This window comes from Streptomyces phaeolivaceus (genome assembly GCF_009184865.1).
Lineage (GTDB): Bacteria > Actinomycetota > Actinomycetes > Streptomycetales > Streptomycetaceae > Streptomyces > Streptomyces phaeolivaceus.
The window spans coordinates 692,036-715,745 of the sequence record NZ_CP045096.1 but is presented as its reverse complement, the minus strand read 5'-3'; the positions used below and the strand labels follow the sequence as shown (position 1 = coordinate 715,745).

22 protein-coding genes are annotated in these 23,710 nt (G+C 72.8%); 12 read left to right on the top strand and 10 right to left on the bottom strand.

Annotation, left to right across the window (positions count from 1 at the left end):
* Window positions 1–59 precede the first annotated feature (59 nt).
* On the top strand, window positions 60–1,364 hold the full coding sequence (locus F9278_RS03580; RefSeq protein WP_152166953.1) for a DUF6986 family protein: 1,305 nt from the start codon (window positions 60–62) through the stop codon (window positions 1,362–1,364).
* A gap of 133 nt (window positions 1,365–1,497) precedes the next feature.
* Window positions 1,498–3,324 (top strand): serine/threonine-protein kinase, encoded by a 1,827-nt coding sequence (locus tag F9278_RS03575; protein ID WP_152166952.1) that lies wholly within the window; start codon window positions 1,498–1,500, stop codon window positions 3,322–3,324.
* 36 nt (window positions 3,325–3,360) lie between these two features.
* Here F9278_RS03575 and F9278_RS03570 read toward each other — a convergent pair whose 3' ends face one another.
* Window positions 3,361–4,284: a MerR family transcriptional regulator gene (locus tag F9278_RS03570; RefSeq protein ID WP_152166951.1), complete on the bottom strand. Its 924-nt coding sequence runs from the start codon at window positions 4,282–4,284 to the stop codon at window positions 3,361–3,363.
* A 168-nt stretch (window positions 4,285–4,452) separates the two neighbouring features.
* On the opposite strand from F9278_RS03570, the gene F9278_RS03565 reads away from it, so the two are divergent.
* Window positions 4,453–5,631, top strand: a complete 1,179-nt coding sequence (locus tag F9278_RS03565) for an IS701 family transposase (RefSeq protein WP_152166950.1) — start codon at window positions 4,453–4,455, stop codon at window positions 5,629–5,631.
* Window positions 5,632–5,773: 142 nt separating this feature from the next.
* Here F9278_RS03565 and F9278_RS03560 read toward each other — a convergent pair whose 3' ends face one another.
* Window positions 5,774–6,541, bottom strand: coding sequence for a hypothetical protein (locus tag F9278_RS03560; protein WP_152166949.1), 768 nt, complete (start codon window positions 6,539–6,541; stop codon window positions 5,774–5,776).
* A 3-nt stretch (window positions 6,542–6,544) separates the two neighbouring features.
* Window positions 6,545–7,594, bottom strand: coding sequence for a LacI family DNA-binding transcriptional regulator (locus tag F9278_RS03555; protein WP_152166948.1), 1,050 nt, complete (start codon window positions 7,592–7,594; stop codon window positions 6,545–6,547).
* Between the two features lie 263 nt (window positions 7,595–7,857).
* Here F9278_RS03555 and F9278_RS03550 point away from each other — a divergent pair, with 263 nt between their 5' ends.
* The 3 genes from F9278_RS03550 to F9278_RS48435 all read left to right on the top strand — a co-directional run bounded on the left by F9278_RS03550 (window position 7,858) and on the right by F9278_RS48435 (window position 10,370).
* Window positions 7,858–8,811: an ROK family protein gene (locus tag F9278_RS03550; RefSeq protein ID WP_152166947.1), complete on the top strand. Its 954-nt coding sequence runs from the start codon at window positions 7,858–7,860 to the stop codon at window positions 8,809–8,811.
* Between the two features lie 90 nt (window positions 8,812–8,901).
* On the top strand, window positions 8,902–9,147 hold the full coding sequence (locus F9278_RS03545; protein WP_152166946.1) for a hypothetical protein: 246 nt from the start codon (window positions 8,902–8,904) through the stop codon (window positions 9,145–9,147).
* Between the two features lie 185 nt (window positions 9,148–9,332).
* A complete protein-coding gene (locus tag F9278_RS48435; protein ID WP_152166945.1) occupies window positions 9,333–10,370 on the top strand; it encodes an NUDIX hydrolase in 1,038 nt (345 codons plus the stop codon).
* 129 nt (window positions 10,371–10,499) lie between these two features.
* On the opposite strand, the gene F9278_RS03535 is transcribed toward F9278_RS48435, so the two are convergent.
* Window positions 10,500–11,855: a dipeptidase gene (locus F9278_RS03535; RefSeq protein WP_152166944.1), complete on the bottom strand. Its 1,356-nt coding sequence runs from the start codon at window positions 11,853–11,855 to the stop codon at window positions 10,500–10,502.
* A gap of 182 nt (window positions 11,856–12,037) precedes the next feature.
* Between F9278_RS03535 and F9278_RS03530 the strand changes: the two genes are divergently transcribed.
* Complete coding sequence (locus tag F9278_RS03530; RefSeq protein WP_152166943.1) at window positions 12,038–13,243, top strand: geranylgeranyl reductase family protein; 1,206 nt, start codon at window positions 12,038–12,040, stop codon at window positions 13,241–13,243.
* Window positions 13,244–13,300: 57 nt separating this feature from the next.
* Here the strand turns inward: F9278_RS03530 and F9278_RS03525 are convergent, their stop codons facing one another.
* The gene (locus F9278_RS03525) at window positions 13,301–13,753 is read right to left on the bottom strand and encodes a nitroreductase family deazaflavin-dependent oxidoreductase (protein WP_152166942.1); all 453 of its coding nucleotides are present in this window, start codon (window positions 13,751–13,753) and stop codon (window positions 13,301–13,303) included.
* A 161-nt stretch (window positions 13,754–13,914) separates the two neighbouring features.
* Between F9278_RS03525 and F9278_RS03520 the strand changes: the two genes are divergently transcribed.
* From F9278_RS03520 to F9278_RS03510, 3 genes are read left to right on the top strand one after another with little or no spacing between them, the layout of a single operon-like run.
* Entirely contained in the window at window positions 13,915–14,619 is a 705-nt protein-coding gene (locus F9278_RS03520) for a TetR/AcrR family transcriptional regulator (protein ID WP_152166941.1), read from the top strand.
* A gap of 59 nt (window positions 14,620–14,678) precedes the next feature.
* Window positions 14,679–15,980, top strand: a complete 1,302-nt coding sequence (locus F9278_RS03515) for a sensor histidine kinase (protein ID WP_152166940.1) — start codon at window positions 14,679–14,681, stop codon at window positions 15,978–15,980.
* Window positions 15,977–16,642, top strand: coding sequence for a response regulator (locus tag F9278_RS03510; protein ID WP_152166939.1), 666 nt, complete (start codon window positions 15,977–15,979; stop codon window positions 16,640–16,642). Before F9278_RS03515 ends, F9278_RS03510 begins: the two co-directional genes overlap by 4 nt.
* Here F9278_RS03510 and F9278_RS03505 read toward each other — a convergent pair.
* The 5 genes from F9278_RS03505 to F9278_RS03485 form a co-directional block, all read right to left on the bottom strand.
* Window positions 16,603–16,953, bottom strand: a complete 351-nt coding sequence (locus tag F9278_RS03505; RefSeq protein WP_152166938.1) for a DUF6332 family protein — start codon at window positions 16,951–16,953, stop codon at window positions 16,603–16,605. The two genes, F9278_RS03510 and F9278_RS03505, sit on opposite strands and share 40 nt — an antisense overlap.
* A gap of 63 nt (window positions 16,954–17,016) precedes the next feature.
* On the bottom strand, window positions 17,017–17,784 hold the full coding sequence (locus F9278_RS03500) for a maleylpyruvate isomerase family mycothiol-dependent enzyme (protein ID WP_152166937.1): 768 nt from the start codon (window positions 17,782–17,784) through the stop codon (window positions 17,017–17,019).
* An 88-nt stretch (window positions 17,785–17,872) separates the two neighbouring features.
* Complete coding sequence (tgmB, locus tag F9278_RS03495; protein WP_152166936.1) at window positions 17,873–18,856, bottom strand: ATP-grasp ribosomal peptide maturase; 984 nt, start codon at window positions 18,854–18,856, stop codon at window positions 17,873–17,875.
* Window positions 18,857–18,872: 16 nt separating this feature from the next.
* On the bottom strand, window positions 18,873–19,064 hold the full coding sequence (tgmA, locus tag F9278_RS03490) for a putative ATP-grasp-modified RiPP (RefSeq protein ID WP_013005676.1): 192 nt from the start codon (window positions 19,062–19,064) through the stop codon (window positions 18,873–18,875).
* A gap of 190 nt (window positions 19,065–19,254) precedes the next feature.
* On the bottom strand, window positions 19,255–20,643 hold the full coding sequence (locus tag F9278_RS03485) for an MFS transporter (RefSeq protein ID WP_193241354.1): 1,389 nt from the start codon (window positions 20,641–20,643) through the stop codon (window positions 19,255–19,257).
* Between the two features lie 460 nt (window positions 20,644–21,103).
* Here F9278_RS03485 and F9278_RS03480 point away from each other — a divergent pair, with 460 nt between their 5' ends.
* Together F9278_RS03480 and F9278_RS03475 are read left to right on the top strand one after the other, a co-directional pair.
* Window positions 21,104–22,210 (top strand): LLM class flavin-dependent oxidoreductase, encoded by a 1,107-nt coding sequence (locus F9278_RS03480; RefSeq protein ID WP_152166935.1) that lies wholly within the window; start codon window positions 21,104–21,106, stop codon window positions 22,208–22,210.
* Window positions 22,207–23,613: an NtaA/DmoA family FMN-dependent monooxygenase gene (locus tag F9278_RS03475; RefSeq protein WP_152166934.1), complete on the top strand. Its 1,407-nt coding sequence runs from the start codon at window positions 22,207–22,209 to the stop codon at window positions 23,611–23,613. The genes F9278_RS03480 and F9278_RS03475 overlap by 4 nt, the downstream gene beginning before the upstream one ends.
* The last annotated feature ends 97 nt before the right edge of the window (window positions 23,614–23,710 follow it).

Below are 23,710 nucleotides of genomic sequence, written 5' to 3'. Positions count from 1 at the left end.
AAGGTTAGCTTCGTCATACGGATTCTTGATTCCGCAGTGCGGAAAATGGAGGGTGTGGAATGGGGCAGGGCCGGCAGGAGAACGTGGCGACGAGTCTCGCGGGCGCCGTAAGCGAGGAGATCAGCGCCTCCCTCGCCCCCGTCGACGCGGAACTGGCCCGCCGCTACCCGGGCGACCCGGGCACCCGCCAACCCGTGCACACCGTCTACGTCCCCGGTGACGTCTTCGCCGCCGACACCCTCCGCTCCTGGGGCGACCGGGCCCTCGCCGCCCTCGACGAGCACGCCCCCGACGCCGGCTCGTTCGCCGCCGTCCTCGGCCTCGGCGACGACCTCGCCGGACCCGTGTACGACCGTGTCCGGGCCAAGCTGGAGCGCGAGCCGATCGAGGACCTCCGCGTCGACTTCGAGGACGGCTACGGGGCGCGCCCCGACGCCGAGGAGGACGAGGCCGCCGCCCGCGCCGCCCGGCTGATCGCCGAGGCGTACGCCAAGGGCACGGCCGCCCCGTACATGGGCATCCGCATGAAGTGCATGGAGGCGCCGGTGCGCGACCGGGGCATCCGCACCCTCGACATCTTCCTCACCGGCCTGCTGGAGGCCGGCGGACTGCCCGACGGGCTGGTCCTGACCCTGCCCAAGGTGACGTACGCCGAGCAGGTCACCGCCATGGTCCGGCTCCTGGAGGCCTTCGAGAAGGCGCGCGGCCTCACACCCGGCCGGATCGGCTTCGAGATCCAGATCGAGACCAGCCAGTCCATCCTGGCCACCGACGGGACCGCCACCGTCGCCCGGATGATCGGCGCCGCCGAGGGCCGTGCCACCGGGCTGCACTACGGCACCTTCGACTACAGCGCCTGCCTCGGTGTCTCCGCCGCCCACCAGGCCAGCGACCACCCGGCCGCCGACCACGCCAAGGCGGTCATGCAGGTCGCGGCGGCAGGCACCGGCGTACGCGTCTCGGACGGCTCGACGAACGTCCTGCCCGTCGGCCCCACCGAGCGGGTCCACGACGCCTGGCGCCTGCACTACGGGCTCACCCGCCGCGCCCTCGCCCGCGCCTACTACCAGGGCTGGGACATGCACCCCGGCCACATCCCCACCCGCTACGCGGCCGTCTTCGCCTTCTACCGCGAGGGCTACGAACAGGCCGCCGCCCGCCTCGCCCGGTACGCGAGCCGCGTCGACGGTGACGTCATGGACGAGCCCGCCACCGCCAAGGCCCTCAGCGGCTATCTGCTGCGCGGCCTGGACTGCGGCGCCCTCGACATCGACGAGGTCTCCCGGGCGACCGGCCTGACCCGCACCGACCTGGAGGGCTTCGCGTCCCCGCGACGGGCGGATCTGACGATTTCCGCCCAGTAGGGACCAACGAGACGCGGTCCGTCGGCGGCACAAGTAGCGGTCCTGTGACAGCCGTTGCCGCCGGTCCGAAGCGTCCCCGACCACGGCTTAGGCTGTACGCGATTCATCGGTGTGTCACAGGAACGAGGCGCGGGTGTCTTCGGGGGCGAACGGACAGGCGGACGGTGTCGGGCGGGTTCTCGCCGGGCGGTACCGGGTCGTGGAGCAGCTCGGGCGTGGCGGCATGGGTGTCGTCTGGCGAGCTGTGGACGAGGTGCTCCACCGTGAGGTCGCCCTCAAGGAGCTGCGGACCTATACGGACGCGGGAGCGCCCGAACTGGCCGATCTGGGGCTGCGGATGCAGCGCGAGGCGCGGGCCGCCGCCCGGGTCCGGCACCCCGGGGTCGTCGCCGTGCACGACGTGGCCGAGGTCGACGGACGCCCACTGATCGTCATGGAGCTGGTGGACGGGCCGTCCCTGGACGATGTCCTGAGCGACCGGGGTCCGCTCGACCCGCGCGAGGCCGCCGCCATCGGTGCCAAGGTGATGGGCGCCCTCGCCGCCGCCCACCGTGTCGGCGTGCTCCACCGTGACGTCAAGCCCGGCAACATCCTCCTGGACCGCTCGGGCCGCGTCGTCCTCACCGACTTCGGCATCGCCACCATGGAGAACCCGGGCGACGGCTCCGCGACCCACCTCACCCGCAGCGGTGAACTCGTCGGCTCCCTCGACTATCTGGCCCCCGAGCGCGCCCAGGGCAACGATCCCGGCCCCGCCTCCGACGTCTGGGCACTCGGCGCCACCCTGTACGCGGCCGTCGAGGGCTCGTCCCCGTTCCGGCGTACGTCCACCTGGTCCACGCTCACCGCGATCGTGAGCGACGCGCTGCCCGAGCCCCGGCGGGCGGGCCCCCTCGGGCCGGTCCTCCAGCAGCTGATGGACAAGCGCCCGGAGCACCGCCCGGACGCCGACCGGGCCCGCGCACTGCTGGAGGCCGTGGCCGCCGGGAGCGCGCTCGACTCCCCGACGACGGGCATGGGCGCCGGCCCGGCACCCATGCCGAGGGCGGAGACCGAGCGGAGCGTTCCCTCGGTGCCGCCGGGCTTCGGACCGGCGACGGCGGGTGCGGGGCTCGGCGGCACGACCGATGGGATGGGTGCTGGTTCTGGTGCTGGGCTCGGCTCTACCGGCCCGACCCCCGGATTCGGGCCGCCGCAGCCGCCGGTACCCGCGCCCATACCCGCCTCGGGCGCCGCCACGACCGTGTCCTCGACCGGCGGTGGCCGTCCCCGCAAGGGCCGTGCCCTGCTCGCCGCCGTGGCCGTCACCGTCGTGCTCGCCACCACGGGTGTCACGGTCGCGCTGCTCGACGCGAACGACGACACGGGGACGGGCGCCCAGTCCTCGGCCGACGGAGCGAGCAGCGGCACGCCCTCCCCGGGCCGCAGTCGAGGCACGGTCGACATCTCCGACGGCTCCGACACAGAGGAGAAGGGAAAGGAGAAGGACGACAAGACCTCCCCTGGCCCCAGCGGGGGGAGCGAGAAGGACGGCGAGGGGAAGGACACCGACGACGCGTCCGCCTCCCCGTCGGGGGACACGGACGGCGGTACCACCACCGGCGGTGGTACCGGGGGCGCGGACACCTCGGGCGGGGCCACGACGGGCGGGACGACCGGCGGCGCGACCGAGGAGGCCCCGGTCTGCCACTCCATCGGCGGCGGCAAGTACAACTGCACCGTCTGGACCACCGCCAAGTCCTACACCGCCTCCGGCACCGAGGTCGGCGTCCTCAACCAGGGCACCAACTACTTCTACTGCCAGGAGAACCTGGGCCGCCGTGAGACCTCCGGCCAGTGGACCAACGTCTGGTGGGCCAAGACCGACGACGACAGCGGCAACACGAACGTCTACGTCAGCGTCGTCTATGTGCAGGGCGGCGACAACGACGCCCCGGTACCCGGACTCCCGGCCTGCTGAGGCCGGGGTCGCGGCCGCCCGGCCCTGGGCCGTGTTTCAGGTAGCGGGTGAGTCCTGGGCGGAGAGTTCTTCGGCCAGTTCCATGCAGCGCAGACGGGCCGGGGAGAAGTCGTACGGCATCTTCCCGGTGGCTTCGAACGCGCTCATGGAGCCGGCCTCCCGCCTGTCGGCGCTGAGGTCGGCCCCGTCCTCGTCCTCGCCGTCCTCGTCATCGGCGGTGGCAGGGCGCAGAGTTTCCCAGGCGTCGAAGAGGGCGTCGTCGTCCTTCCCGAGGCCGGACTCCTCGATGACTGTCTGTAGGGCGCTTTCGAAGGCGTGCCGCTCGACAGCCACTTGGACCACCCGTGGATCATCGACGGCGACGCTGTCGTCGAGTGCCTCCTCGGCGTCGTCGATGCGGTCGGAATCCTCCCGCAGAGTGGGATGCGTGGCCAGGGCGACGAAGCGGGTGGCCTGGACGGCCGCGCCGAGCGCGCCGAAGATCCGCTCGGTGACCAGCAGACTGTCCAGGTCCGCCTGGCGCAGGGAGCCCTCGGGCAGGCTCTTGAGGCGTTCGGTGACGAAGCCGGAGAGCAGGCCCATGCGGCTGCCCTCGGTGCGCATCCGCCGTACGGCGGTCCGCTGCCGCCGCAATTCCGCCTCCTGCTCGGCGAGGGTCTCCTCCAACCGCTCCAGGGTGCCCGCGATACCGTCCCCGCTGTCCGCACCGGCGGAGGCCGTGCCGGTGGTGAAGGCGTCACGGATGTCGTCCAGGGCGATCCCGGCGTCGGCCATTCTGCGAATCCACAGCAGGCGGATCAGGTCCTCGTACCCGTAGCGGCGGCGGTCGTCGCCGCCCCGCTCAGGCTCGGGGAGCAGGCCGATCTCGTGGTAGTGGCCAATCGCCCGTGGCGTGGTGCCGGCGAAGGCCGCCGCGTCACCGATCTTGACCTGGCGGGGTGCCAGGAAGGACGAATGCATGAGCAAGGACCTGTTCTGAAGGGATCGGGACGTAGGTCCACCGGACCACATGCCGTTACGGAAGGTGCAACCCCCTGCACACCGCTCCGCGCCAATGGCTAGTACTGCAACCGCATCTGGCGTGACGGATGGTCGGCGGTCTCGTTGGTATGACTGTGTGCTGATGCGCTGACGGTTGAGCAGGTCGAGTCGTGGTCCGAGGGGGTGGCCGGGCTCCATGCCCGGTTCGCCCACCGTTTCGGCAGGTCGGAGCCCCGCGAGCGGGCGCTGGACTACCTGAACGGACTCGTCGCGCCGCTGGAGAAGAAGAACGGGTGGACGCTGTCCGAGCAGGTCGGGCAGCTCCGCCCGGACGGCGTCCAGCGCCTGCTCAACCACTCCGACTGGGACGAGAACGCGGTCCGCGACGATGTGCGCGACTTCGTCGTGGAGACCATCGGAGCCAAGAACGCGGTCCTGATCTGCGACGACACCGGTTTCCTGAAGAAGGGCACCAAGTCCGCCGGAGTCCAGCGGCAGTACACAGGTACCGCCGGCCGCACGGAGAACTGCCAGATCGGGACCTTCCTGGCCTACGCCTCCGCCAGGGGGCGGGCATTGATCGACCGTGAGCTCTACATCCCCGTTTCCTGGACGGATGACCGTGAGCGCTGCCGCGCAGCCGGGATCGACGACGAGATCCCCTTCGCGACCAAGAATGAGCACTGCAAGTGGATGCTGCAACGTGCCGTCGACGCAGGCATCCCGTTCGCGTGGGTCACCGCTGACGAGGCATACGGGCAGGTCAAGCACCTGCGGGTATGGCTGGAGGAACGCAGGATCGCGCACGTACTGGCCACCAAGGTCAACGACACCGTGACCACGGCGGACGGCGGCGACGCCAGGGTGGACCAGTTGGTCGCCGCCCTGCCCAGGCAAGCGTGGAAGCGGGTTTCCGGGGGCCAGGGCGCGCACGGCGAACGGATCTACGACTGGGCCCGCGTCGCCATCCGCCCGTACTGGGAGAACGGCTTCGGGCACTGGGTTCTGGCCCGCCGCAGCATCAGCGACCCCACCGAGATCGCCTACTACGTCTGCTACGGATCGGTGGCCTCCCGGCTGAAAGACCTGGTCAAGGTAGCCGCCGCGAGGTGGGCGGTGGAGGAGTGCTTCCAGACCGCCAAGGGCGAGTGCGGCCTGGACCACTACCAGGTGAGGCTCTACCGGGCCTGGTACCGCCACATCACCCTGGCCATGGCCGCCCTCGCCTACCTGACCGCCGTCCGCGCCGCAGAAGCCGCAAAAGGGGCGGAGCGGACGACGAGCAAGACCTCATACCCCTCAGCGTCCCGGAGATCCGCCGACTGATCGGCCACATCATCGTCACGCCCCGCCACCACAGCAACGACCATCATCTGCACTGGTCACGCTTCCGACGACGCAGCCAGGCCCGTGCCCGCCGCTCCCACTACAAACGCCGAGGCCACAACCCGCAGATGCGGTTGCAGTACTAGGCCCGTGGATGCGGCCGTACGTACTGTTCCAGGCCCGACACCGTCGTCCACTTGTGTTCGGCGAACAACTCCCTGCCCCGGAGGCACAGTTCGCGGTTGCCGCGGGCGCGGGCGGCGAACTCGTCGGGGGTGGTGCCGAACAGGGTGCGCAACTCGGGGGACGCGGTGAGGAGTTCGGTGATCAGCGGGCGCTGCCGGCCCGGGTGGGGGCGTGGGCCGGGGCCGCCGTCGCGCAGGACGCCCCACCGGTTGACGTAGATCCAGGCGTGGTCGAGGAGTTCGCCCGACTCCAGCTCGACCGGGAAGTCGGTGCCGGGCAGCGCGGCCCGCTGGAAGTTGCCGGTCGGTGAGTCGACGCCCTCGCTGGCGTCGACCACGGCGAGCTGCGCCTCGTCGAGCCAGGTCAGGAACAACTCGGCGGTGGAGCCGGGGGAGTGGAACGGTGACGCGGACAGATAGCCGAGCAGGCTGACGTGTGCGGAGACGCCGATCCCGATGTCCGTGACCCTGGCTTTGACCAGAGGGATCCGGCACTCGACGCCGTGCTCCGCCATCTTGTGGACGAGCTGCGCGGGGCAGGCGTTGGAGCCGACCGAGAGGACCGGCACGCGGTCCTCGAAGACGAGCCTGTCCAACGGCAGCAGCCGGTTGCCGTCCAGCAGCGCCGACTCGGCGGGCCAGGCGCCCGGATAGCTCAGCGGGTCCTCGCGCGGCGCCACGGCGAGGCCCAGCGCTTCGAGCGTACGGGGGTCGGGGGCGTCCAAGGGTCAGTCCGCGGGCGGGAGTTCGCCCGAGCCGCGGGCGATCAGCCGGGTCGGCAGTTCGATGCGCTCGGGGGTGACGAGGGAGCCGTCCAGCTGCTGGAAGAGGCGTTCGGCGGCGGTGCGGCCCAGCTTCGCGGGGTCCTGGGCGACGACCGTGATGCCGGGGCGGAGCAGATCGGCCAGCTCGAAGTCGTCGAAGCCGACCAGGGCGACCGGCCGGGGGTGCTCGGCGAGGACACGGACGACCGTGACCGTCACCCGGTTGTTGCCCGCGAAGATCGCCGTGACGGGGGCCGGGCCGGACAGCATGTCCTCGGCCGCCCTGCGGACCCGCTCGGGATCGGTGACGCCCAGGGACATCCACGCGTCCTCGACGTCCGTGCCCGCGTCCTCCATGGCCGCCCGGTAGCCGCGCAGCCGCTCGGCGGCGGTGTGGATACGGGGCATGTCGCCGATGAAGCCGATCCTGCGGTGGCCGTGGGCGATGAGGTGCGCGACGCCGTCACGGGCCCCGCCGAAGCTGTCCGACAGCACGGCGTCGGCGTCGATCCGCCCGGCCGGGCGGTCCACGAACACCGTGGCGACACCCGCCCTGATCTCGGGCTCCAGATACCGGTGGTCGTCACCGGCCGGAATGATCACCAGCCCGTCCACGCGGCGGGCGCACAGGGCGAGCGCCAACTCCTGCTCGCGGTCCGGGTCCTCCGCGCTGGACCCGTTGATCAGCAGTGAGCCATGGGCGCGGGACACCTCCTCCACCGCCCGGCTGAGGGGGCCGTAGAACGGGTCGGCGAGGTCCTCCAGGACCAGGCCGATGGTGGCCGTACTGCCCTTGCGCAGCACGCGGGCGCTGTCGTTGCGCCGGAAGCCGAGTGCCTCGATCGCCTCCTGGACGCGGCGCTCGGTGTCCGGGGTGACGCCCGGTTCGCCGTTCACCACCCGGGAGACCGTCTTCAGACCCACCCCGGCCCGTGCCGCGACGTCCTTCATCGTGGGACGGTTGCCGTAGCGGTTCTCGGGGCGGCGGGCGATGCCGTTGGCGCTCTCGGGCACTGTGCGCTGTCCTGTCCTGTCCTGTCGTCCACGGGGAGTGATCGGCCGTGTCCCGTGGCGGAAAATGTGCGGCTGTTGAGGATGTGGCGTCGAGCATAGAGCCTGGACAACGTTGTCACAGCCGGGGGAGACTGTCTATCGCATTCTCTGGCCGGCGCCCCCCACCAGGCGAGCGTCGTGCTGCCGGTTTTCCGGCCGGAGATCCGGGTGCCGCTGTGTTTCGGGCGCCCGGTAGGAGACTCGCAGCGGGAGAACTGACACTGATGCAGACCGACCTCGTGGCCGCGCTCGACATCGGCGGCACCAAGATCGCCGGGGCGCTGGTGGACGGCCACGGCCGGATCCTGGTGCGCGCCCAGCGCCCGACGCCCGCACAGCAGGACGGCGAGACCGTCATGCGGGCCGTGGAGGAGGTGTTCGGCGAGCTGGGCGGGGACCCGCGGTGGGGCGGGGCCACGGCCGTCGGGATCGGCAGCGCGGGTCCGGTGGACGCCTCCGCGGGCACGGTGAGCCCGGTGAACATCCATGGCTGGCGCGGTTTCCCGCTCGTCGAGCGGGTCCGGGCGGTGACCGGCGGGCTGCCCGTCGAGCTGATCGGCGACGGTGTGGCGATCACGGCGGCCGAGCACTGGCAGGGCGCGGCGCGCGGCCACGACAACGCGCTGTGCATGGTCGTGTCGACGGGCGTCGGCGGCGGCCTCGTCCTCGGCGGGAAACTGCACGCGGGCCCCACCGGGAACGCCGGCCACATCGGTCACATCAGCGTCGACCTCGACGGCGACGCCTGCCCGTGCGGTGCGCGCGGCTGTGTCGAGCGCATCGCCAGCGGGCCCAACATCGCCCGGCGCGCCCTGGAGAACGGCTGGCTGCCCGGCCCCGACGGGGACACCTCCGCCGCGGCGGTCGCCGCCGCCGCGCAGGCCGGTGACCCGGTCGCGGTGGCCTCCTTCGAGCGGGCCGCGCAGGCCCTCGCCGCCGGGATCGCCGCCACCGCCACCCTTGTGGAGATCGACATCGCGGTCATCGGCGGCGGCGTCGCGAACGCCGGTGACGTCCTCTTCGCCCCTCTCCGCGCCGCCCTCAAGAACTACGCCACGCTCTCCTTCGTCCAGGATCTGACCATCGCCCCCGCCGTGATGGGCACGGACGCGGGCCTGGTGGGAGCCGCCGCGGCGGCGCTGGCGGGGCGCGCGAGCACGCCGGCCGAGGGAGGCTGACCGACGCCGAGCCGGGCGACGTCCCGGGTGCCCGGGAAGCGTCGGAAATCGGGGCGTGACCCCGTGCCCCGTTCCGCAGTTGAGCGGGGCATGAAGAAGCGCAGCATGCTCGCCATCGCCTCCCTCGCCACCGGTTTCGTCGTCGCGGCCATCACGCCGTCGCACGGTCTCGACGCCTCGGACGCGCTCGGGAAGACGGACGGACTGAGCAAACTGGACGTCGAGGGCACGCTCGGCAAGGTCGGCAAGACGGTCTCCAGCGACAGCCTGGCGGTCGACGAGGACGCCCTGGGGGGCCAGGCGGACCAGGAGGGCAAGGGCGGCAAGGAAGGCTGACGGCCTGGTGGCGGGTGGCGGACCGGCCGCCCGCCTCCTCTCGCACCACGGGCGGCGGGTCCCCACACGGTGGGGGCCCGCCGCCCGTGTGCTCCGGCTCCCCGTCTTTCGGCTCCTCAGCAGCGGCTGGTTTCCGTGGCGGAGTGGAGGGCAAGCCTCAGGGGGTCAACAGAAGAGGGGGAACCGTGATCGTCTGGATCAACGGTGCGTTCGGTGCGGGGAAGACCACCACCGCACGGGAACTGATCGAACTGATCCCGAACAGCACGCTCTTCGACCCCGAGGTCATCGGCGGCGCACTGACACACATGCTGCCGGCCAAACGCCTCGCCGAGGTCGGCGACTTCCAGGACCTGCCGAGCTGGCGACGGCTCGTGGTCGACACCGCCGCCGCACTGCTCGCCGAGCTGGGCGGCACCCTCGTGGTCCCCATGACCCTGCTCCGCCAGGAGTACCGCGACGAGATCTTCGGCGGCCTGGCCTCCCGCCGCATACCCGTACGGCATCTGCTCCTGGCCCCGGCCGAAACGATACTGCGAGAGCGAATAGCGGGGCGGGAGATTCCGCCCGACCTCCCCGACGGCGAGATGCGGCTGCGTCAATGGGCGTACGACCACATCGCGCCCTACCGCGCCGCGCTGAGCGGCTGGCTCACCACCGATGCCCATCTCGTCGACACGGGCGCCCTCACCCCGTACGAGACCGCGCGGCGCATCGCCGACGCCGTGGCCGCCGACGACGTACCCGTGTGCGACATCGTGCAGACCCCCGAGCCGACCGCCGAGACGGTCGCCGCGGGGGTTCTGCTGTTCGACGAGGAGGACCGGGTGCTGCTCGTCGACCCGACCTACAAGGCGGGTTGGGAGTTTCCCGGCGGCGTGGTGGAGGCCGGGGAGGCGCCGGCGCGGGCGGGCGTGCGTGAGGTGTTCGAGGAGACCGGGATACGGCTGGAGGAGGTGCCCCGGCTGCTGGTGGTGGACTGGGAGGCGCCCGCGCGGCCTCGGTACGGCGGGTTGCGGCTGCTCTTCGACGGGGGGCGGATCGACACGGGTGGGGCGCAGCGGCCCGTGCTGCCCGGGACGGAGCTGCGGGAGTGGCGGTTCGTGACGGAGGAGGAGGCGGCGGATCTGTTGCCGCCGGTGCGGTACGAGCGGTTGCGGTGGGCGCTGCGGGCGCGGGAGCGGGGCGCCGCGCTGTACTTGGAGGCCGGGGTGCCGGTGTAGGGGGACTGTTCGCGTTGCCGCCGTTCGGGGTGGGTAGTCGGGCGTCTGCGGGTGGATCGTGGTTGCTCGCGAAGTTCCCCGCACCTCTCAAAGCGGGGCGCGGTACTGCGGCGGCGTTGAAAAGCTCGGTCAGTTCGTCGCGTAGTTCTGGAGGAACAGTGCCTCTGTCACCGACATGCGTTCCAACTCCTCCGGGGAGACGCTCTCGTTGGCCGCGTGGATCTGGGCCTCGGGTTCGCTGAGGCCGATGAGGAGGATCTCGGCGTCGGGGTAGAGGGCGGCGAGGGCGTTGCAGAGGGGGATGGAGCCGCCGTGGCCCGCGTAACTCATCTCCTGGCCCGGGTAGGCGACGGCCATGGCCGCGGCCATCGCCTCGTAGGCCGGGCTGGAGGTGTCGGCGCGGAACGGCTGGCCGTGGCCGATCAGTTCGCAGCTCACCCGGGCGCCCCACGGGGTGTGCGCGACCAGATGGGATTCGAGCAGCTTGATCGCCTGCTGGACGTCCGCGCCCGGCGGGACGCGCAGACCGACCAGGGCGCGGGCGCCGGCCTGGATCGACGGGGTCGCGCCGACCACGGGCGGGGCGTCGATGCCGAGCACGGTGGCGGCCGGGCGGGCCCAGATGCGGTCGGCGACCGTGCCCGAGCCGACCAGTTCCACGCCGTCGAGCACTTTGGCGTCCTCGCGGAACTGCTCGTCGGCGTACTGGAGTCCGTCCCAGGTGCCGTCGCCGGGGAGGCCGTCGACGGTCGTCGTGCCGTCCTCGGCGCGCAGCGAGTCGAGGACCCGGATCAGCGCGGCCAGCGCGTCCGGGGCCGCGCCGCCGAACTGGCCCGAGTGCAGATTGCCTTCGAGGGCGTCGACCCGCACACGCATGAGGACCATGCCGCGCAGGGAGGAGGTCACCGTCGGCAGGCCCACACGGAAGTTGCCCGCGTCGCCGATGACGACGGTGTCGGCGGCGAGCAGTTCGGGGTGCGCCTCGGCGTACCGCTGGAGGCCGCCCGTGCCCATCTCCTCGGAGCCCTCGGCGATCACCTTGATGTGGACGGGGACACCGCCGTTCGCCTTCAACGCCCGCAGCGCCAGCAGATGCATGAGCACACCGCCCTTGCAGTCGGCGGCGCCGCGCCCGTACCAGCGGCCGTCCCGCTCGGTCAGCTCGAACGGCGGTGACACCCAGGCCGCCTCGTCCAGCGGCGGCTGCACGTCGTAGTGGGCGTACAGGAGCACGGTCTTCGCGCCCTCGGGGCCCGGGAGGTGGCCGTACACGGACTGGGTGCCGTCGGGGGTGTCGAGCAGGGCCACGTCCTCGAAGCCCTCGGCGCGCAGCGCGTCGGCGACCCAGTTCGCGGCGCCCTCGCTCTCGCTCCTCGGGAACTGGTCGAAGTCCGCCACCGACCTGAAGGCCACCAGTTCGGTCAGCTCTTCCTTCGCCCGGGGAAGCAGTGAGGCGACGGTCTCGGCGACCGGGTTCGACGGCATGGGCACGCTCCTGGTGGGTGCGACGTTGTCCTTCTGGGTGGGTGGCCGCGTACGCCCTCGCCCGGTGTGTCGGTGTAGGGCGCACGCGCTGCCGATCCTCCCACAGCGGTCCCCGGCGTCACCCGCCGTAGGATGCGTGGGACAGGTGCGGCAGGCGGCTGGATCGGGAGCAGTAGACCATCGTGAGCAGCGAGAACTCTTCGGCGGACGACGTGCAGCGGGTGTGGGACGTCGTCGTGGTGGGCGCGGGCCCCGCGGGGGCTTCGGCCGCCTACGCGGCGGCGGTCGCGGGACGCGGCGTCCTGATGCTGGAGAAGGCGGAACTGCCGCGGTACAAGACGTGCGGCGGCGGCATCATCGGCCCCTCCCGCGACTCGTTGCCGCCCGGCTTCGAACTGCCCCTCAAGGACCGGGTGCACGCGGTCACGTTCTCGCTGGACGGCCGTTACGCCCGCACGCGCAAGTCGAAACAGATGCTGTTCGGGCTGATCAACCGGCCCGAGTTCGACCAGCAGCTCGTCGAGCACGCCCAGAAGGCGGGCGCCGAACTGCGGACGGGTGTCACGGTCGTCCGGGTCGAGCAGCACGGCTCGGCCGTGCCCGACCGGCGCACGGTCGCCGTCGTCCTGCAGAGCGGTGAGACGCTCCTCGCGCGGGCCGTCGTGGGCGCGGACGGCAGCGCCAGCCGGATAGGGGCCCATGTCGGGGTGAAGCTCGACCAGGTCGACCTCGGTCTGGAGGCGGAGATCCCGGTTCCGGAGACCGTCGCCGAGGACTGGAAGGGCCGGGTCCTCATCGACTGGGGCCCGATGCCCGGCAGTTACGGATGGGTGTTCCCCAAGGGCGACACCCTGACCGTGGGTGTGATCTCCGCGCGCGGTGAAGGCGCCGCCACCAAGCGGTACTTGGAGGACTTCATCGGACGGCTCGGCCTCGCCGGTTTCGAACCGAGCGTCTCCTCCGGGCACTTGACGCGCTGCCGGGCCGACGACTCGCCGCTGTCGCGGGGGCGGGTGCTGGTCTGCGGTGACGCGGCGGGGCTCCTCGAACCGTGGACGCGGGAGGGCATCTCCTTCGCGCTGCGGTCGGGGCGGCTCGCGGGGGAGTGGGCGGTGCGGATCGCCGAGGCGCACGACGCGGTGGACACCCGCCGCCAGGCCCTCAACTACGCGTTCGCCGTGAAGGCGGGGCTCGGTGTCGAGATGAGCGTCGGCAAGCGGCTGCTGGTCGCCTTCGAGCGGCGGCCCGGTCTCTTCCACGCGGCGCTCACCGGGTTCCGGCCCGCCTGGCGGGCCTTCGTCGACATCACCCGCGGGTCGACCTCGCTGGGCGAGATCGTCCGCAGCCACCCGATCGCCCAGCGCGCGCTGACCGCCTTCGACAAGTAGGAACCGGAGGGCGCCGTGGCGCCCTGCCCGCCGGCACCCCGCCGACACCCCGCAGGGTCACCGCTGAACGGTGATCCGGAAGACGGGGTGCTTCGGCGCGGCGGCGAGCAGCTCCTCGTCGGTGGAGTCGGCGTTCACGTCGCCGAAGAACCGGCCCACCTCCCAGCCCCACTTCTTGAGGTAGGTGCGCAGCACGACGGGCTTCTCCTCGTCGGGCAGCTCGACCGCGGTGAACTCCTGCGTCCGGCGCCCGACCTGGAGCCGTCCGCCGCCGGCCGCCCGCATGTTGCGCACCCACTCGGAGTGGCCGCGCGCCGACACGAGATAGGGGCCGCCCTCGTACGGCAACGGGTTGACCGGCAGCCGACGCCACTCGCCGCTCTTGCGGCCGCGCACGGACAGCTCGGCCGTACCGAGGAGGCTGACGCCGTGGCGGGCGAGCCGGCCGATGAAGCCGTTGAGCGCGCGGTCGAAGGGGTTGGCCTTGATGTAGTGGGGCGACGACGACATGGGGTTCCTCCCGTTGGCCGGTGGAGCGGCGCTTCTCCTGGCGATCCGTTCGGAGAGCACTGCTCTCGTTCGAGAACAGTGTGTACGAGATCGGTGCTCCATGGCAAGAGCAGTGCTCTCGTTTGTGTGCGGTGCTCTGCTTCTGTGGCAGACTCCCTCGTATGAGCACAGCACGAGGGGCCCGCGCCCGCGCCCGGATCGAGGTCACCGCCGCCATCAAGGACGAGGCGCGCGGACAGCTCGCCGCCGAGGGTGCCGCCAAACTCTCCCTGCGGGCCGTGGCGCGGGAACTCGGCATGGTCTCCTCCGCGCTGTACCGGTACTTCCCCAGCCGCGACGACCTGCTGACCGCCCTGATCATCGACGCCTACGACTCCCTCGGCGAGGCCGCCGAGGCAGCGCGGGCCGGGGCCGCCGCGGCGAGTCCGGCGGGACAGTGGGTCGCGGTCTGCGAGGCGGTACGGACCTGGGCGCTGGCCCGGCCGCACGAGTACGCGCTGATCTACGGCTCGCCCGTGCCCGGGTACACCGCGCCCGACACGACGGTGCCGGCCGCGGCCCGGGTCGGGCGGGTGCTCATCGGGATCATCGGGGACGCCCACCGGGCCGACGGGACGGCGCGGCCCGAGCTGCCGGACGGGCTGCTGCCCGAGGCGCGCCGGATGGCCGGGGACTTCGCGCCCGAGCTGCCCCCGGAGGCGGCCCCGGGGCTGGTCGCGGCGTGGGCGCAGCTGTTCGGACTGGTCGGCTTCGAGGTGTTCGGGCAGTTCCACAGGGTGGTCGAGGAACGCGAGAGGTTCTTCCGGTACGCGGCGGAGGGGCTCGCCCGCCAGGTGGGGCTCCAGGGCGTACTTCGCGGGGAGTAGACGTGATCCCCTCGCTCGGGTGACGTCCCGCCCGGTGGGCGGCGTCTAGCGTGGCCGGTATGGCAGAGCAGGAGGCGCGGGCGGACGGCCCGTCTGCGTGGGGCGGTCCCCCGGTGTGGGGCGGACCGTCGGCGTGGGGCGGGCCGCCGTGGCGGCGGCGGCACGGTGGCGGCCCTCCGTGGTGGAACCGGCCGGACGGTGACGAGCCGCGCTCCCGCCTGCCCTGGCGCTCCACGCTGCTGCTCACCGTCTTCGTGCTGGTCGGCTCGAACGCGGCGGCCGGGTTCCAGACCGACGAACGCGCCGCGCTCGACCCCTTCGCGCGAGTCCTGCTGCTCGTGGGCGCCCTCCAGCTGCTGTGGCGGTGGCGGTATCCCGTCGCCGTCGCCTTCGGGACGGCCACGACCGCCATGGTGTACCTGGGGGCCGGATACCCGTACGGGCCGGTGTTCCTCACGGTCGCCGTCGGCTGCTTCAACGCGATCGTCGCCGGGCACCGCAGGGCCGCCTGGACGGCGATGGGGGCGCTGTGGGCGGGACACGTGCTGGTGGCGCACTGGCTGTACCGGTGGCTGCCGCCGGGCGGGGACGACGCCGCGAGCTGGGGGCAGGAGGTCGCCGTCGTCACCTGGGGCGTGGCCATCGTCGCGCTCTCGGAACTGGCCCGGACCCGGCGGGAGCAGTGGGCGCGGGAGCGGGCCGAGCGCGCGCAGGCCGCCCGGCGGCGGGCCGACGAGGAACGGCTGCGGATCGCCCGCGAACTCCACGACGTCCTCGCCCACAGCATCTCGGTGATCAACGTCCAGGCGGGCGTCGGCCTCGCCCTCCTCGACTCCGACCCCGAACAGGCGCGCACCGCGCTCACCACCATCAAGGCCGCCAGCAAGGAGGCGCTGGGCGAGGTCCGCCAGGTCCTGGACACCCTCCGCACCCCCGGCGACGCCCCGCGCACGCCCGCCCCGGGCCTCGACCGCCTCCCCGAACTCGTCGAGCAGGCGGCCAGCGCGGGCCTGACCGTCGAGATCGAGGGCGAGGCCCCGCCCCGGCTGCCACCCGGCGCCGATCTCGCCGCCTTCCGTATCGTCCAGGAGGCCCTCACCAACGTCGTACGGCACTCGGGATCGCGGCACGCGCGCGTGCGCCTCGGTCACGGGGGCGGTGAGCTGCGGCTGCGGATCGACGACGACGGGCCCGCGACCGGCGACGACGCGGGCGGTGGCGGCAACGGACTCGTCGGGATGCGGGAGCGGGCCGCCGCGCTCGGTGGCACGATCGAGGCGGGACCGCGCGCCGACGGGGGGTTCCGGGTGCTCGCCGTACTGCCGGTACGGGCGTCCCGCGAGGTCGAGGAGGACCGGTGATCCGCGTACTGCTGGCCGACGACCAGGCCCTGGTGCGGGCGGGGTTCAAGGCGCTGCTCGACGCACAGCCCGACATCGAGGTCGCCGGGGAGGCCGCCGACGGCGAGGACGCGCTGCGCCGGGTGCGTGAACTGCGCCCGGACGTCGTCCTGATGGACATCCGGATGCCACGGCTCGACGGGCTCGCCGCCACCCGGCGGATCACCGGCGACACCGGGCTCGACGGGGTCAGGGTCGTCATGCTGACCACCTTCGAACTCGACGAGTACGTCTTCGAGGCGATCCGTGCCGGTGCCTCCGGCTTCCTGGTGAAGGACACCGAACCGGAGGAACTGGTGCGCGCGGTACGGGCGGTGGTCGAGGGCGACGCGCTGCTGTCGCCCGGGGTGACCCGGCGGCTGATCTCCGAGTTCGCGGCCCGCTCCAAGGAGCCCTCGGCCCTCGCCTCGCTCTCCGGACTCACCGAGCGGGAACGGGAGGTGATGGCCCTCGTCGGTATCGGCCTCACCAACGACGAGATCGCCCGCAGGCTCGTCGTCAGCCCGCTCACCGCCAAGACGCATGTGAGCCGCACGATGGTGAAGCTGGGCGCCCGGGACCGCGCCCAACTCGTCGTGCTGGCCTACGAGTCGGGCTTGGTACGGCCGGGCTGGCTGGGCTGAGCCGAGTCCGGCCCGTCGGCCCGGTCCGCCCGGTCCGCCCGGTCGGCTCCCGCGAGGTCCTGTCGGGCAGGGCGGCCGGCGCGGCGGAAGCGGGTCAGCACGATCGAGACGACCACGATGAACACCACCACCGTCAGCGACGCGCCAAGGTGGCGGAGCATGTCCGGGCGGCTCCGCAGGGAGCCGACGACGTCCGGCAGGAACTCGGTCACCCCGAAGTAGGCCACGCCCGCCAGCACCGCCCCCGCGAAGAGCGCGAAGCCGATCTCCGTGGTCATCGCGTCCCGTTCGGCCTGCGTCCGTCTCCCCATGGGCCGAGTGTGAGGGCGGCGGGCGCCCCCGACAAGGCCGCGGGCGCGCCGACTGATACCGGATCAGCCGACGCCCGAGGTCTCCCGCCACAGCTCCGCGAGCGCGGTGTCGCCCGTGACGGCGGGGAGCGGAAGACGGTTCCACAGGGACAGATACAGCCGGGGCGCCGGCCCCGAGATCTCGCAGTCGGCGTCCCCCGCCGCCGCGGCGTCCACGCGCTCGGCCGCCGGCGGCTCCGACGACAGCCGTACGGTCCACACGGCGTTCGTGTCGGTGGCCCGCACCCGCAGGACGCGCGGGGTCTCGGTGCGCACCCGGCTCCGGGAGCGGGCGTGGAAGCCGAGCAGGAGTTCGTCGATGCCGTCGACGGCGAAGTCCACGGTGCGCTCCCCGGGTTCGCCGGGTTCGCCGGGTTCACCCAGTGCGCCGCCGGGCGCGGACTCCGCGTCGGCGCGGTGCACGGCCGTCTCGTGGGCCTGGCGGCGGGCCCAGAAGGCGAGCGGGGAGGGGGCGGGCAGGAAGCTCCAGCAGTCCAGGTCGGCGGGGGCGGCGCGCAAGGTGTCCACCAGCCGTCGGTGCCCGTCCTCGAACCAGGTCAGCAGGGCCTCCCCGGCCAGGTCCGGCCCGTCCGGCAGGGGGCGGGGCGAGGGATGCCCCTCGGCCACGAAGGCCGTGGCCCAGCGGTGCACGGCCCCCGTGTGCCGTACCAGGTCCCGTACCCGCCACTCCGGGCACGTCGGCACCTCGGCGTCCGTACCGGCTTTCCGGGCGGCCGTGGCGAGCAGTCGGCCTTCCTCGTCCAGGGCTCTGATGTGCTCGGCAGTCTCCATGGGGCGAGTCTGCCGGACGGGGCAGGCCCGGGGCGCCCCGTCCGAGCCGGGACGGGCGCCCCGGTTCACCCGCGGGCGGTCCGGCGCCTCACGGAGTCGCCCGGATCCGGCCGACATGGCGTGATCCCGCTCCCGATTCCTCGTGCGCCAGCCATTCGGCGACGCTGTGCGCGATCGGCTGGCCGGTGTCCATCTCCACGAACCCGAACTGGCCGGACTGGTTGCACTCCAGGAACCACCAGATCCCGTCCGCGTCCTCCGCGAAGTCGAAGGCCCCGTAGGACAGTTCGGCGTCGCGGAGATAGGCGCGCACGGCCGTGGCGGTGCGGGCCGGGACGTCGACCGGCTGCCAGGGCGCGGTGGACGGGGCGAAACGGACGTCCACCTCGTCGGGGTGCGCGTCCGGGGCGACCGCCTTGCGGGCGGCCAGCATGCGGTCGCCGACGGCGGTCAGCCGGATGTCGGCGGTCTTGGCGATCCGGCGCTGCAACAGGGTCGGGCCGAACGCGACGGCGGTGAAGTCGGTGCCGGGCGCGACACGGCTGGTCGGGACCGTCCGGGCGGGCTCCTGCGGATGGGTGCCGGAGACCGGCTTCACCACCAGGTCCGGGAATCGCTCGGCGAAGTCGCGGGCGGCCTGCGGGAACGTGGTGATCAGGGTGGCCGGGACGGGGAGCCCGCAGCGCTGGGCGTGCCGGAGCTGCCACGGCTTGTGGCGGGCCCGCCGGGCCGCGTCCGGGTCGTTCATCCAGCGGGCGCCCGTGCCGCGCAGCATGCCGTACAGGGCCTGCGAGGACTCCTCGGTCAGCCACGGGGAGGGCTCGGCGACCCCGCTGGCCGGTACCCCCGGCCGGCGCAGCCAGATCGACCGCAGCCCGCTCATGCTCACCAGGCGCCCCCCGGCGGACAGATGCCCGCGGAAGGAGCCGTGCACGTACTCACCGGAGAGCGCCACACCGCCGGGCAGGTCGGCGGGGTCGAGTCGGACCACCGGGACGCCGGTCCCGTTCAGCCGTGCCACCACCAGGTCCGCCGTCACATCCTGTTCACAGGTGAGGATCAGCACCGTCATCGTCGCCGGTCCGTGTTCAGTCGTCGAAATGGGTCTTCGAACCCGCGGTGGACGTAGTCGCCCCCAATTCCCGCATAAGACCCTGGTCGTGAGCGGCTATCCGCCCATCGGCGAGCACGTTCAACTGCAGCCCGGAGTCGTAGGTGTACGGAGCGCTGAACTCCAACTGCTCAGCGGCGCGAGCGTAGTTGAGCACGAACAGTCGCATCGTTTCTCCTTGTTCGGGACCATCCGGAAAAGCGGATGGTGACGCTCCGGCCGCCCTCTGTTCGGCCGGGTCGCAGGGCCTCCAGGGAGTTATACGAATCGAACGACTGAATGGTTGCCTCATGTTCTCGGAGGGCTGACTCAGGGCCTGCTTCATGCACCGCGAGGTGTCACGGGGCAACGGTGAGTGGTCATTTCGCGGTCGAGTGACGGGTGGCGAACGCGATGACGGAGGCAAAGGCGGTGAGTACCGCGACGCTTGTGAGCGCGACGGGCAGGGAGAACCATTCGGCCATGAAACCGATCGCGGGCGAGCCGAGCAGCATGCCCAGATAGCCGAGCGTGGAGGCGGTGGCCACCCCGCCGGGCCCGGCCGGCGCGCCCGCCCGTTCGATGGCCACGGGGAAGATGTTGGCGAGGCCGAGACCGGTGACCGCGAAGCCGAGCAGGGTCGCCCACACCGAGGGGGCGAGGGAGCCCAGCAGCATCCCGGCCGTCGCGGTCGCGCCGCCGGCCACCAGCACCGCGGTCCTGCCCAGCCGTTCGATCAGGGTCGTCCCGGTGAGCCGGCCGATCGTCATGGCGAGCGCGAAACACGTGTAACCGATCGCCGCGGCACCGGGCGAGGTGTCCAGGTCCGCCTCCAGATGCAGGGCGCCCCAGTCGGCCAGCGCCCCTTCGCCGTACGCCGTGCATCCGGCGATGACGCCGAGGACGACCATCAGGCCGCGCGTACGGCCGTCCAGGCGGCGGGTGGCGGGCCGCGCGGTGCCGCTCTCCGCCGCGCCCGGCTCGGGGATGCCGGCCGGGGGCGCCGGGGGTCCGTGCCGCAGGAGGGTGGGGGCGGCCAGGGCGGTCACCAGGAGGCCGACGAGGGTGATGCCGAGCAGATGGCGGGTGGGCGAGAGGGAGCCCGCGACCAGGCTGCCGAGGCCCGCCCCGACCATGCCGCCCAGGCTGAAAGCGGCGTGGAAGCTGGACATGATCGGCCGCCCCAGCGCGGCCACCAGGTCCACGGCGGCGCTGTTGAAGGCGACGTTGATGCCGCCGAAGGCCGCCCCGAAGAGCAGCAGGACCGCGCCCAGCGCGAGTGCCTCCAGGGCGCCGGAGCGGATCCTCGGGCCGGTCGCGGGCCGCCGTCGCCACCGCCGCAGTACGGGGACGGCGGCGCAGCCGATGGCCCTGAACACGGCGACCGCGCGGCGCCGCACGTCCGCGTCGGGGTCTCCCAGCGACGGGACCAGCAGGTCGAGGAAGCCGGCCGAGGACTCGCCGCCGCGCTGGAAGGCGGAGAGCGCGGTGACCCGTACCGACGCGTGCGGATGCTTCAACAGCGGGCCGTAGACGCCCGGTTCGGCCACCGCCAGCCCCGCCGGTGTCCACTGGGCCCGCCTGACGGCTTCGGGCGGGCCGGCCCGCGCGACCGCCTCCACCAGGGGAAGGAGCGCGGGCTCCCCGATGCGGGTCGGCACGTCCGCCGGGACCGTCCAGTCGACGGGGGACTCCATGTCGCCGAGCACGTCCAGCACCGCCGCGACCACGGCCTCACCCCGCGCCACCAGGGCGTCGCGGGCCCGCACGGGTGTCGTCCCAGGAGCCGGAGAGTTCTTCGGTCAGCCGCGCCGTCAGCGGCACCTTGTCCATGGGGTCCATGGGCGGGCACATTAACCGGGGGCACTGACATGACCGCCGCCCCAGCCGCCCCAGCCGCCCCAGCTGCCGGGGCGTGGGGGCCCGGGGGCTCGGGGCCGCCGTCGCGGTGGCCGGGCGCGCGCACGGTTCTCATGCGCGTACAACTAATGCTCTTGACATCTTCCCGGGCGGACGGCGTAGGTTGAGGTGATCCCTACCGGACAGGTGGAGGCCCTGATGCGCGTACGTGACGCGGCACCGTGTGGTGCCGGCGCGGGTGCGCGGCTGATCATCCGGCGGCATGTGGACTACTGCCGCACCGCCTCCGCCGTCTGTCCTTCCGCACGCGTCTGACCCCCGTCGGCCCCCTCGGGCCGGCCGTCTCGTCGTGCCCTCGGAAGGAACTCCATGTCCGGCCCCGCTCTGCGCCTCGCCGTCGAACTCGACGGCGACGGTGCCCATCCCGCGGCCTGGCGCCGCGCCGCCCACGCCCCCGACCATCTGCTGACCCCGCGCCGGGTGGCCCGAGTCGCCGCCGCCGCGGAGAACGCCGGGTTCACCCTGCTCACCCTGGACGACGGTGTGCTGCCGCCCGGCGCCGCGCCCGACACGGTCGGCCGGATCGGCGCGGTGGAGCGGGCCGCGTTCATCGCCGCGTCGACGAGCGTCGTCGGTGTCGCGCCGGTCGTGCCCCTCACCTACGCCGAACCGTTCCATGTCTCCAGCCAGTTGGCCTCCCTCGACCACATCTCCGTCGGCCGCGCCGGATGGGTGGTCGGCGAGGAGACACGGCCCGAGGCGGCACGCGCCTGGGGGCGCCCCCTCGTCGACGGGGCCGCCGCCCGCGCCGGCGAGTCGCGCGACGGCGTCGAGGCGGTGCGGGCGCTGTGGGACTCCTGGGAGGACGACGCCGTCATCCGTTCCGTGGCCACCAGCCGCTATCTCGACCGTGACCGGCTGCACTACGTCGACTTCACCGGTGACACCTTCACGGTGAAGGGCCCGGCGATCGTGCCGCGTCCCCCGCAGGGGCAGGTCGTCGTCCTCGGCCACCCCGACCTGGTGCCCGCCGGGCAACTCGACGTCGCGCTCGTCACGGGCCGCGACCTCGTCGCCGTCGCCACGGCCTCCGCAGGCGCCGGGACACCCCGCACCTTCGCCGAGGTCGAGGTCGCCCTCGACACCGCGCACGCCACGGCCGAGGAACGCGTCGGCGACCTCGAACAGCACGCGCCCTGGGCCGACCGGGGACGGCTGCGCCACATCGGCTCCGCCGCCGGGCTGGCCGCGCTGCTGGAGCGGCTGCGGGGAGTGGTGGACGGCGTACGCCTGCATCCGCTCGTCCTCGACGAGGACCTTCCTGAGCTGTCCCGGCTGGTGCTGCCGCACCTCTTCGAACGGCGGCACGCGGTCCGTCCGCTGCCCGGCGCCTCGCTGCGCACCCAGCTGGACCTGGAACGGCCCGCCAACCGGTACGCCGTCGCGGCGGCCCGTTCCGGGGAGGAGACCCGATGACCCGCACCGATCCCCTCGATGTCCCCCGCCCGGACGCGCGGCTGCACTTCGGTGTCTTCTTCCAGGGCGTCAACCACTGGACCATCTGGTCCGATCCGGCCAGCGGCAGCCAGATCGACCCCGCCAGCTTCCGGCAGGTGGCGCGGACCGCCGAACGGGGCCTGTTCGACGCGTTCTTCCTGGGGGAGGGGCTGCGGCTGCGCGAGGTCGACGGGAGGATCCACGATCTCGATGTCGCCGGACGCCCCGACGCCCTCACCCAACTCGCCGCCCTGGCCGCCGTCACCGACCGGATCGGCCTGGTCTCCACCTCCAACACCACCTACAACGAGGCCCCCGACCTCGCCCGCCGCCTCTCCGGCCTCGACCTGCTCTCCGAGGGCCGCGCCGGCTGGAACGTGGTGACCACCGACAACGCCTGGACCGGGGAGAACTTCCGGCGCGGCGGCTACCTCGACCACGCCGACCGCTACACACGCGCCGAGGAGTTCCTCACCGTGGCCCGCGCCCTCTGGGACGGCTGGAAGGACGGCGCCACCTCCGGATCGCCGGGTGCCTCCACGTGGGCGGCGCCCGGAGCGGTACGGCAAGTCCGGCACCAGGGGCGGCAGTTCGACGTCGACCTCGCGCCCACGCTGCCGCGCAGCGCCCAGGGCCACCCGGTGATCTTCCAGGCCGGTGACTCGGCCGAGGGCCGGGACTTCGCCGCCCGCAACGCCGACGTCATCTTCTCCGCGCACGGCAACGAGTTCGACGACGCGCTGGCGTTCGCCGAGGACGTCCGGGGGCGTCTGGTGGCCGCCGGGCGGCCCGAGGACGACCTGCGCATCCTCCCCGGCACCGAGATCATCATCGGGGCGACCGAGGAGGAGGCCCTGGAGAAGAAGCGCTGGATCCGGCTTCAACAGGTCACCCCCGCGACGGCGTTGGGCATCGCCGGGCTGCTGTGGAACCGGGACTTCTCCGACCGGGACGCCGACGGGCCGCTGCCGAAGGAGGACCCGGTCGTCGCCGAGAACGACGGTTCCTTCGGTGCGCGGCGCATCGCCGATCCGCGCAAGGTGGTCGCCGAGTGGCGGGAGAAGGCCGAGGCGGGCGGCTGGTCGCTCCGCGAGACCGTCATCGCGCTCGGTCCGCAGCGCGGTCACGTCGGCACCCCGGCCGGCCTCGCCGACCGGTTCGCCCACTGGGTACGGCACGGCGCGGTCGACGGCTTCAACGTCACCCCGTACCTCATCCCCGACGGCCTCGACGACATCGTCGACCTCCTCGTCCCCGAACTCCAGGAACGCGGCGTCTATCGCACGGAATACACAGGAACGACTCTCCGGGACCACCTGAATCTCCGAGAACCGCTCACGCATCGGTCTTCTGCGGACCACCGCTCGGAAATTACTCGATAACGATCCGGGCAATCTCACGTGAATGCTCGTGGGATTGTCCGGATCCGGTAAATCCAGCCCGGCATTCGACACCATTTCCGCCGAGGCCCGGCAGTGC

What these genes read in the sequence shown, in the direction of transcription:
- F9278_RS03580 (WP_152166953.1), top strand. Translation starts at nt 60, where the DNA reads ATGGGGCAGGGCCGGCAGGAGAACGTGGCGACGAGTCTCGCGGGCGCC.
- F9278_RS03570 (WP_152166951.1), bottom strand. Translation starts at nt 4,284, where the DNA reads ATGCATTCGTCCTTCCTGGCACCCCGCCAGGTCAAGATCGGTGACGCG.
- F9278_RS03550 (WP_152166947.1), top strand. Translation starts at nt 7,858, where the DNA reads ATGCAGACCGACCTCGTGGCCGCGCTCGACATCGGCGGCACCAAGATC.
- F9278_RS03545 (WP_152166946.1), top strand. Translation starts at nt 8,902, where the DNA reads ATGAAGAAGCGCAGCATGCTCGCCATCGCCTCCCTCGCCACCGGTTTC.
- F9278_RS03535 (WP_152166944.1), bottom strand. Translation starts at nt 11,855, where the DNA reads ATGCCGTCGAACCCGGTCGCCGAGACCGTCGCCTCACTGCTTCCCCGG.
- F9278_RS03525 (WP_152166942.1), bottom strand. Translation starts at nt 13,753, where the DNA reads ATGTCGTCGTCGCCCCACTACATCAAGGCCAACCCCTTCGACCGCGCG.
- F9278_RS03520 (WP_152166941.1), top strand. Translation starts at nt 13,915, where the DNA reads ATGAGCACAGCACGAGGGGCCCGCGCCCGCGCCCGGATCGAGGTCACC.
- F9278_RS03515 (WP_152166940.1), top strand. Translation starts at nt 14,679, where the DNA reads ATGGCAGAGCAGGAGGCGCGGGCGGACGGCCCGTCTGCGTGGGGCGGT.
- F9278_RS03505 (WP_152166938.1), bottom strand. Translation starts at nt 16,953, where the DNA reads ATGGGGAGACGGACGCAGGCCGAACGGGACGCGATGACCACGGAGATC.
- F9278_RS03500 (WP_152166937.1), bottom strand. Translation starts at nt 17,784, where the DNA reads ATGGAGACTGCCGAGCACATCAGAGCCCTGGACGAGGAAGGCCGACTG.
- tgmB (WP_152166936.1), bottom strand. Translation starts at nt 18,856, where the DNA reads ATGACGGTGCTGATCCTCACCTGTGAACAGGATGTGACGGCGGACCTG.
- tgmA (WP_013005676.1), bottom strand. Translation starts at nt 19,064, where the DNA reads ATGCGACTGTTCGTGCTCAACTACGCTCGCGCCGCTGAGCAGTTGGAG.
- F9278_RS03480 (WP_152166935.1), top strand. Translation starts at nt 21,104, where the DNA reads ATGTCCGGCCCCGCTCTGCGCCTCGCCGTCGAACTCGACGGCGACGGT.
- F9278_RS03475 (WP_152166934.1), top strand. Translation starts at nt 22,207, where the DNA reads ATGACCCGCACCGATCCCCTCGATGTCCCCCGCCCGGACGCGCGGCTG.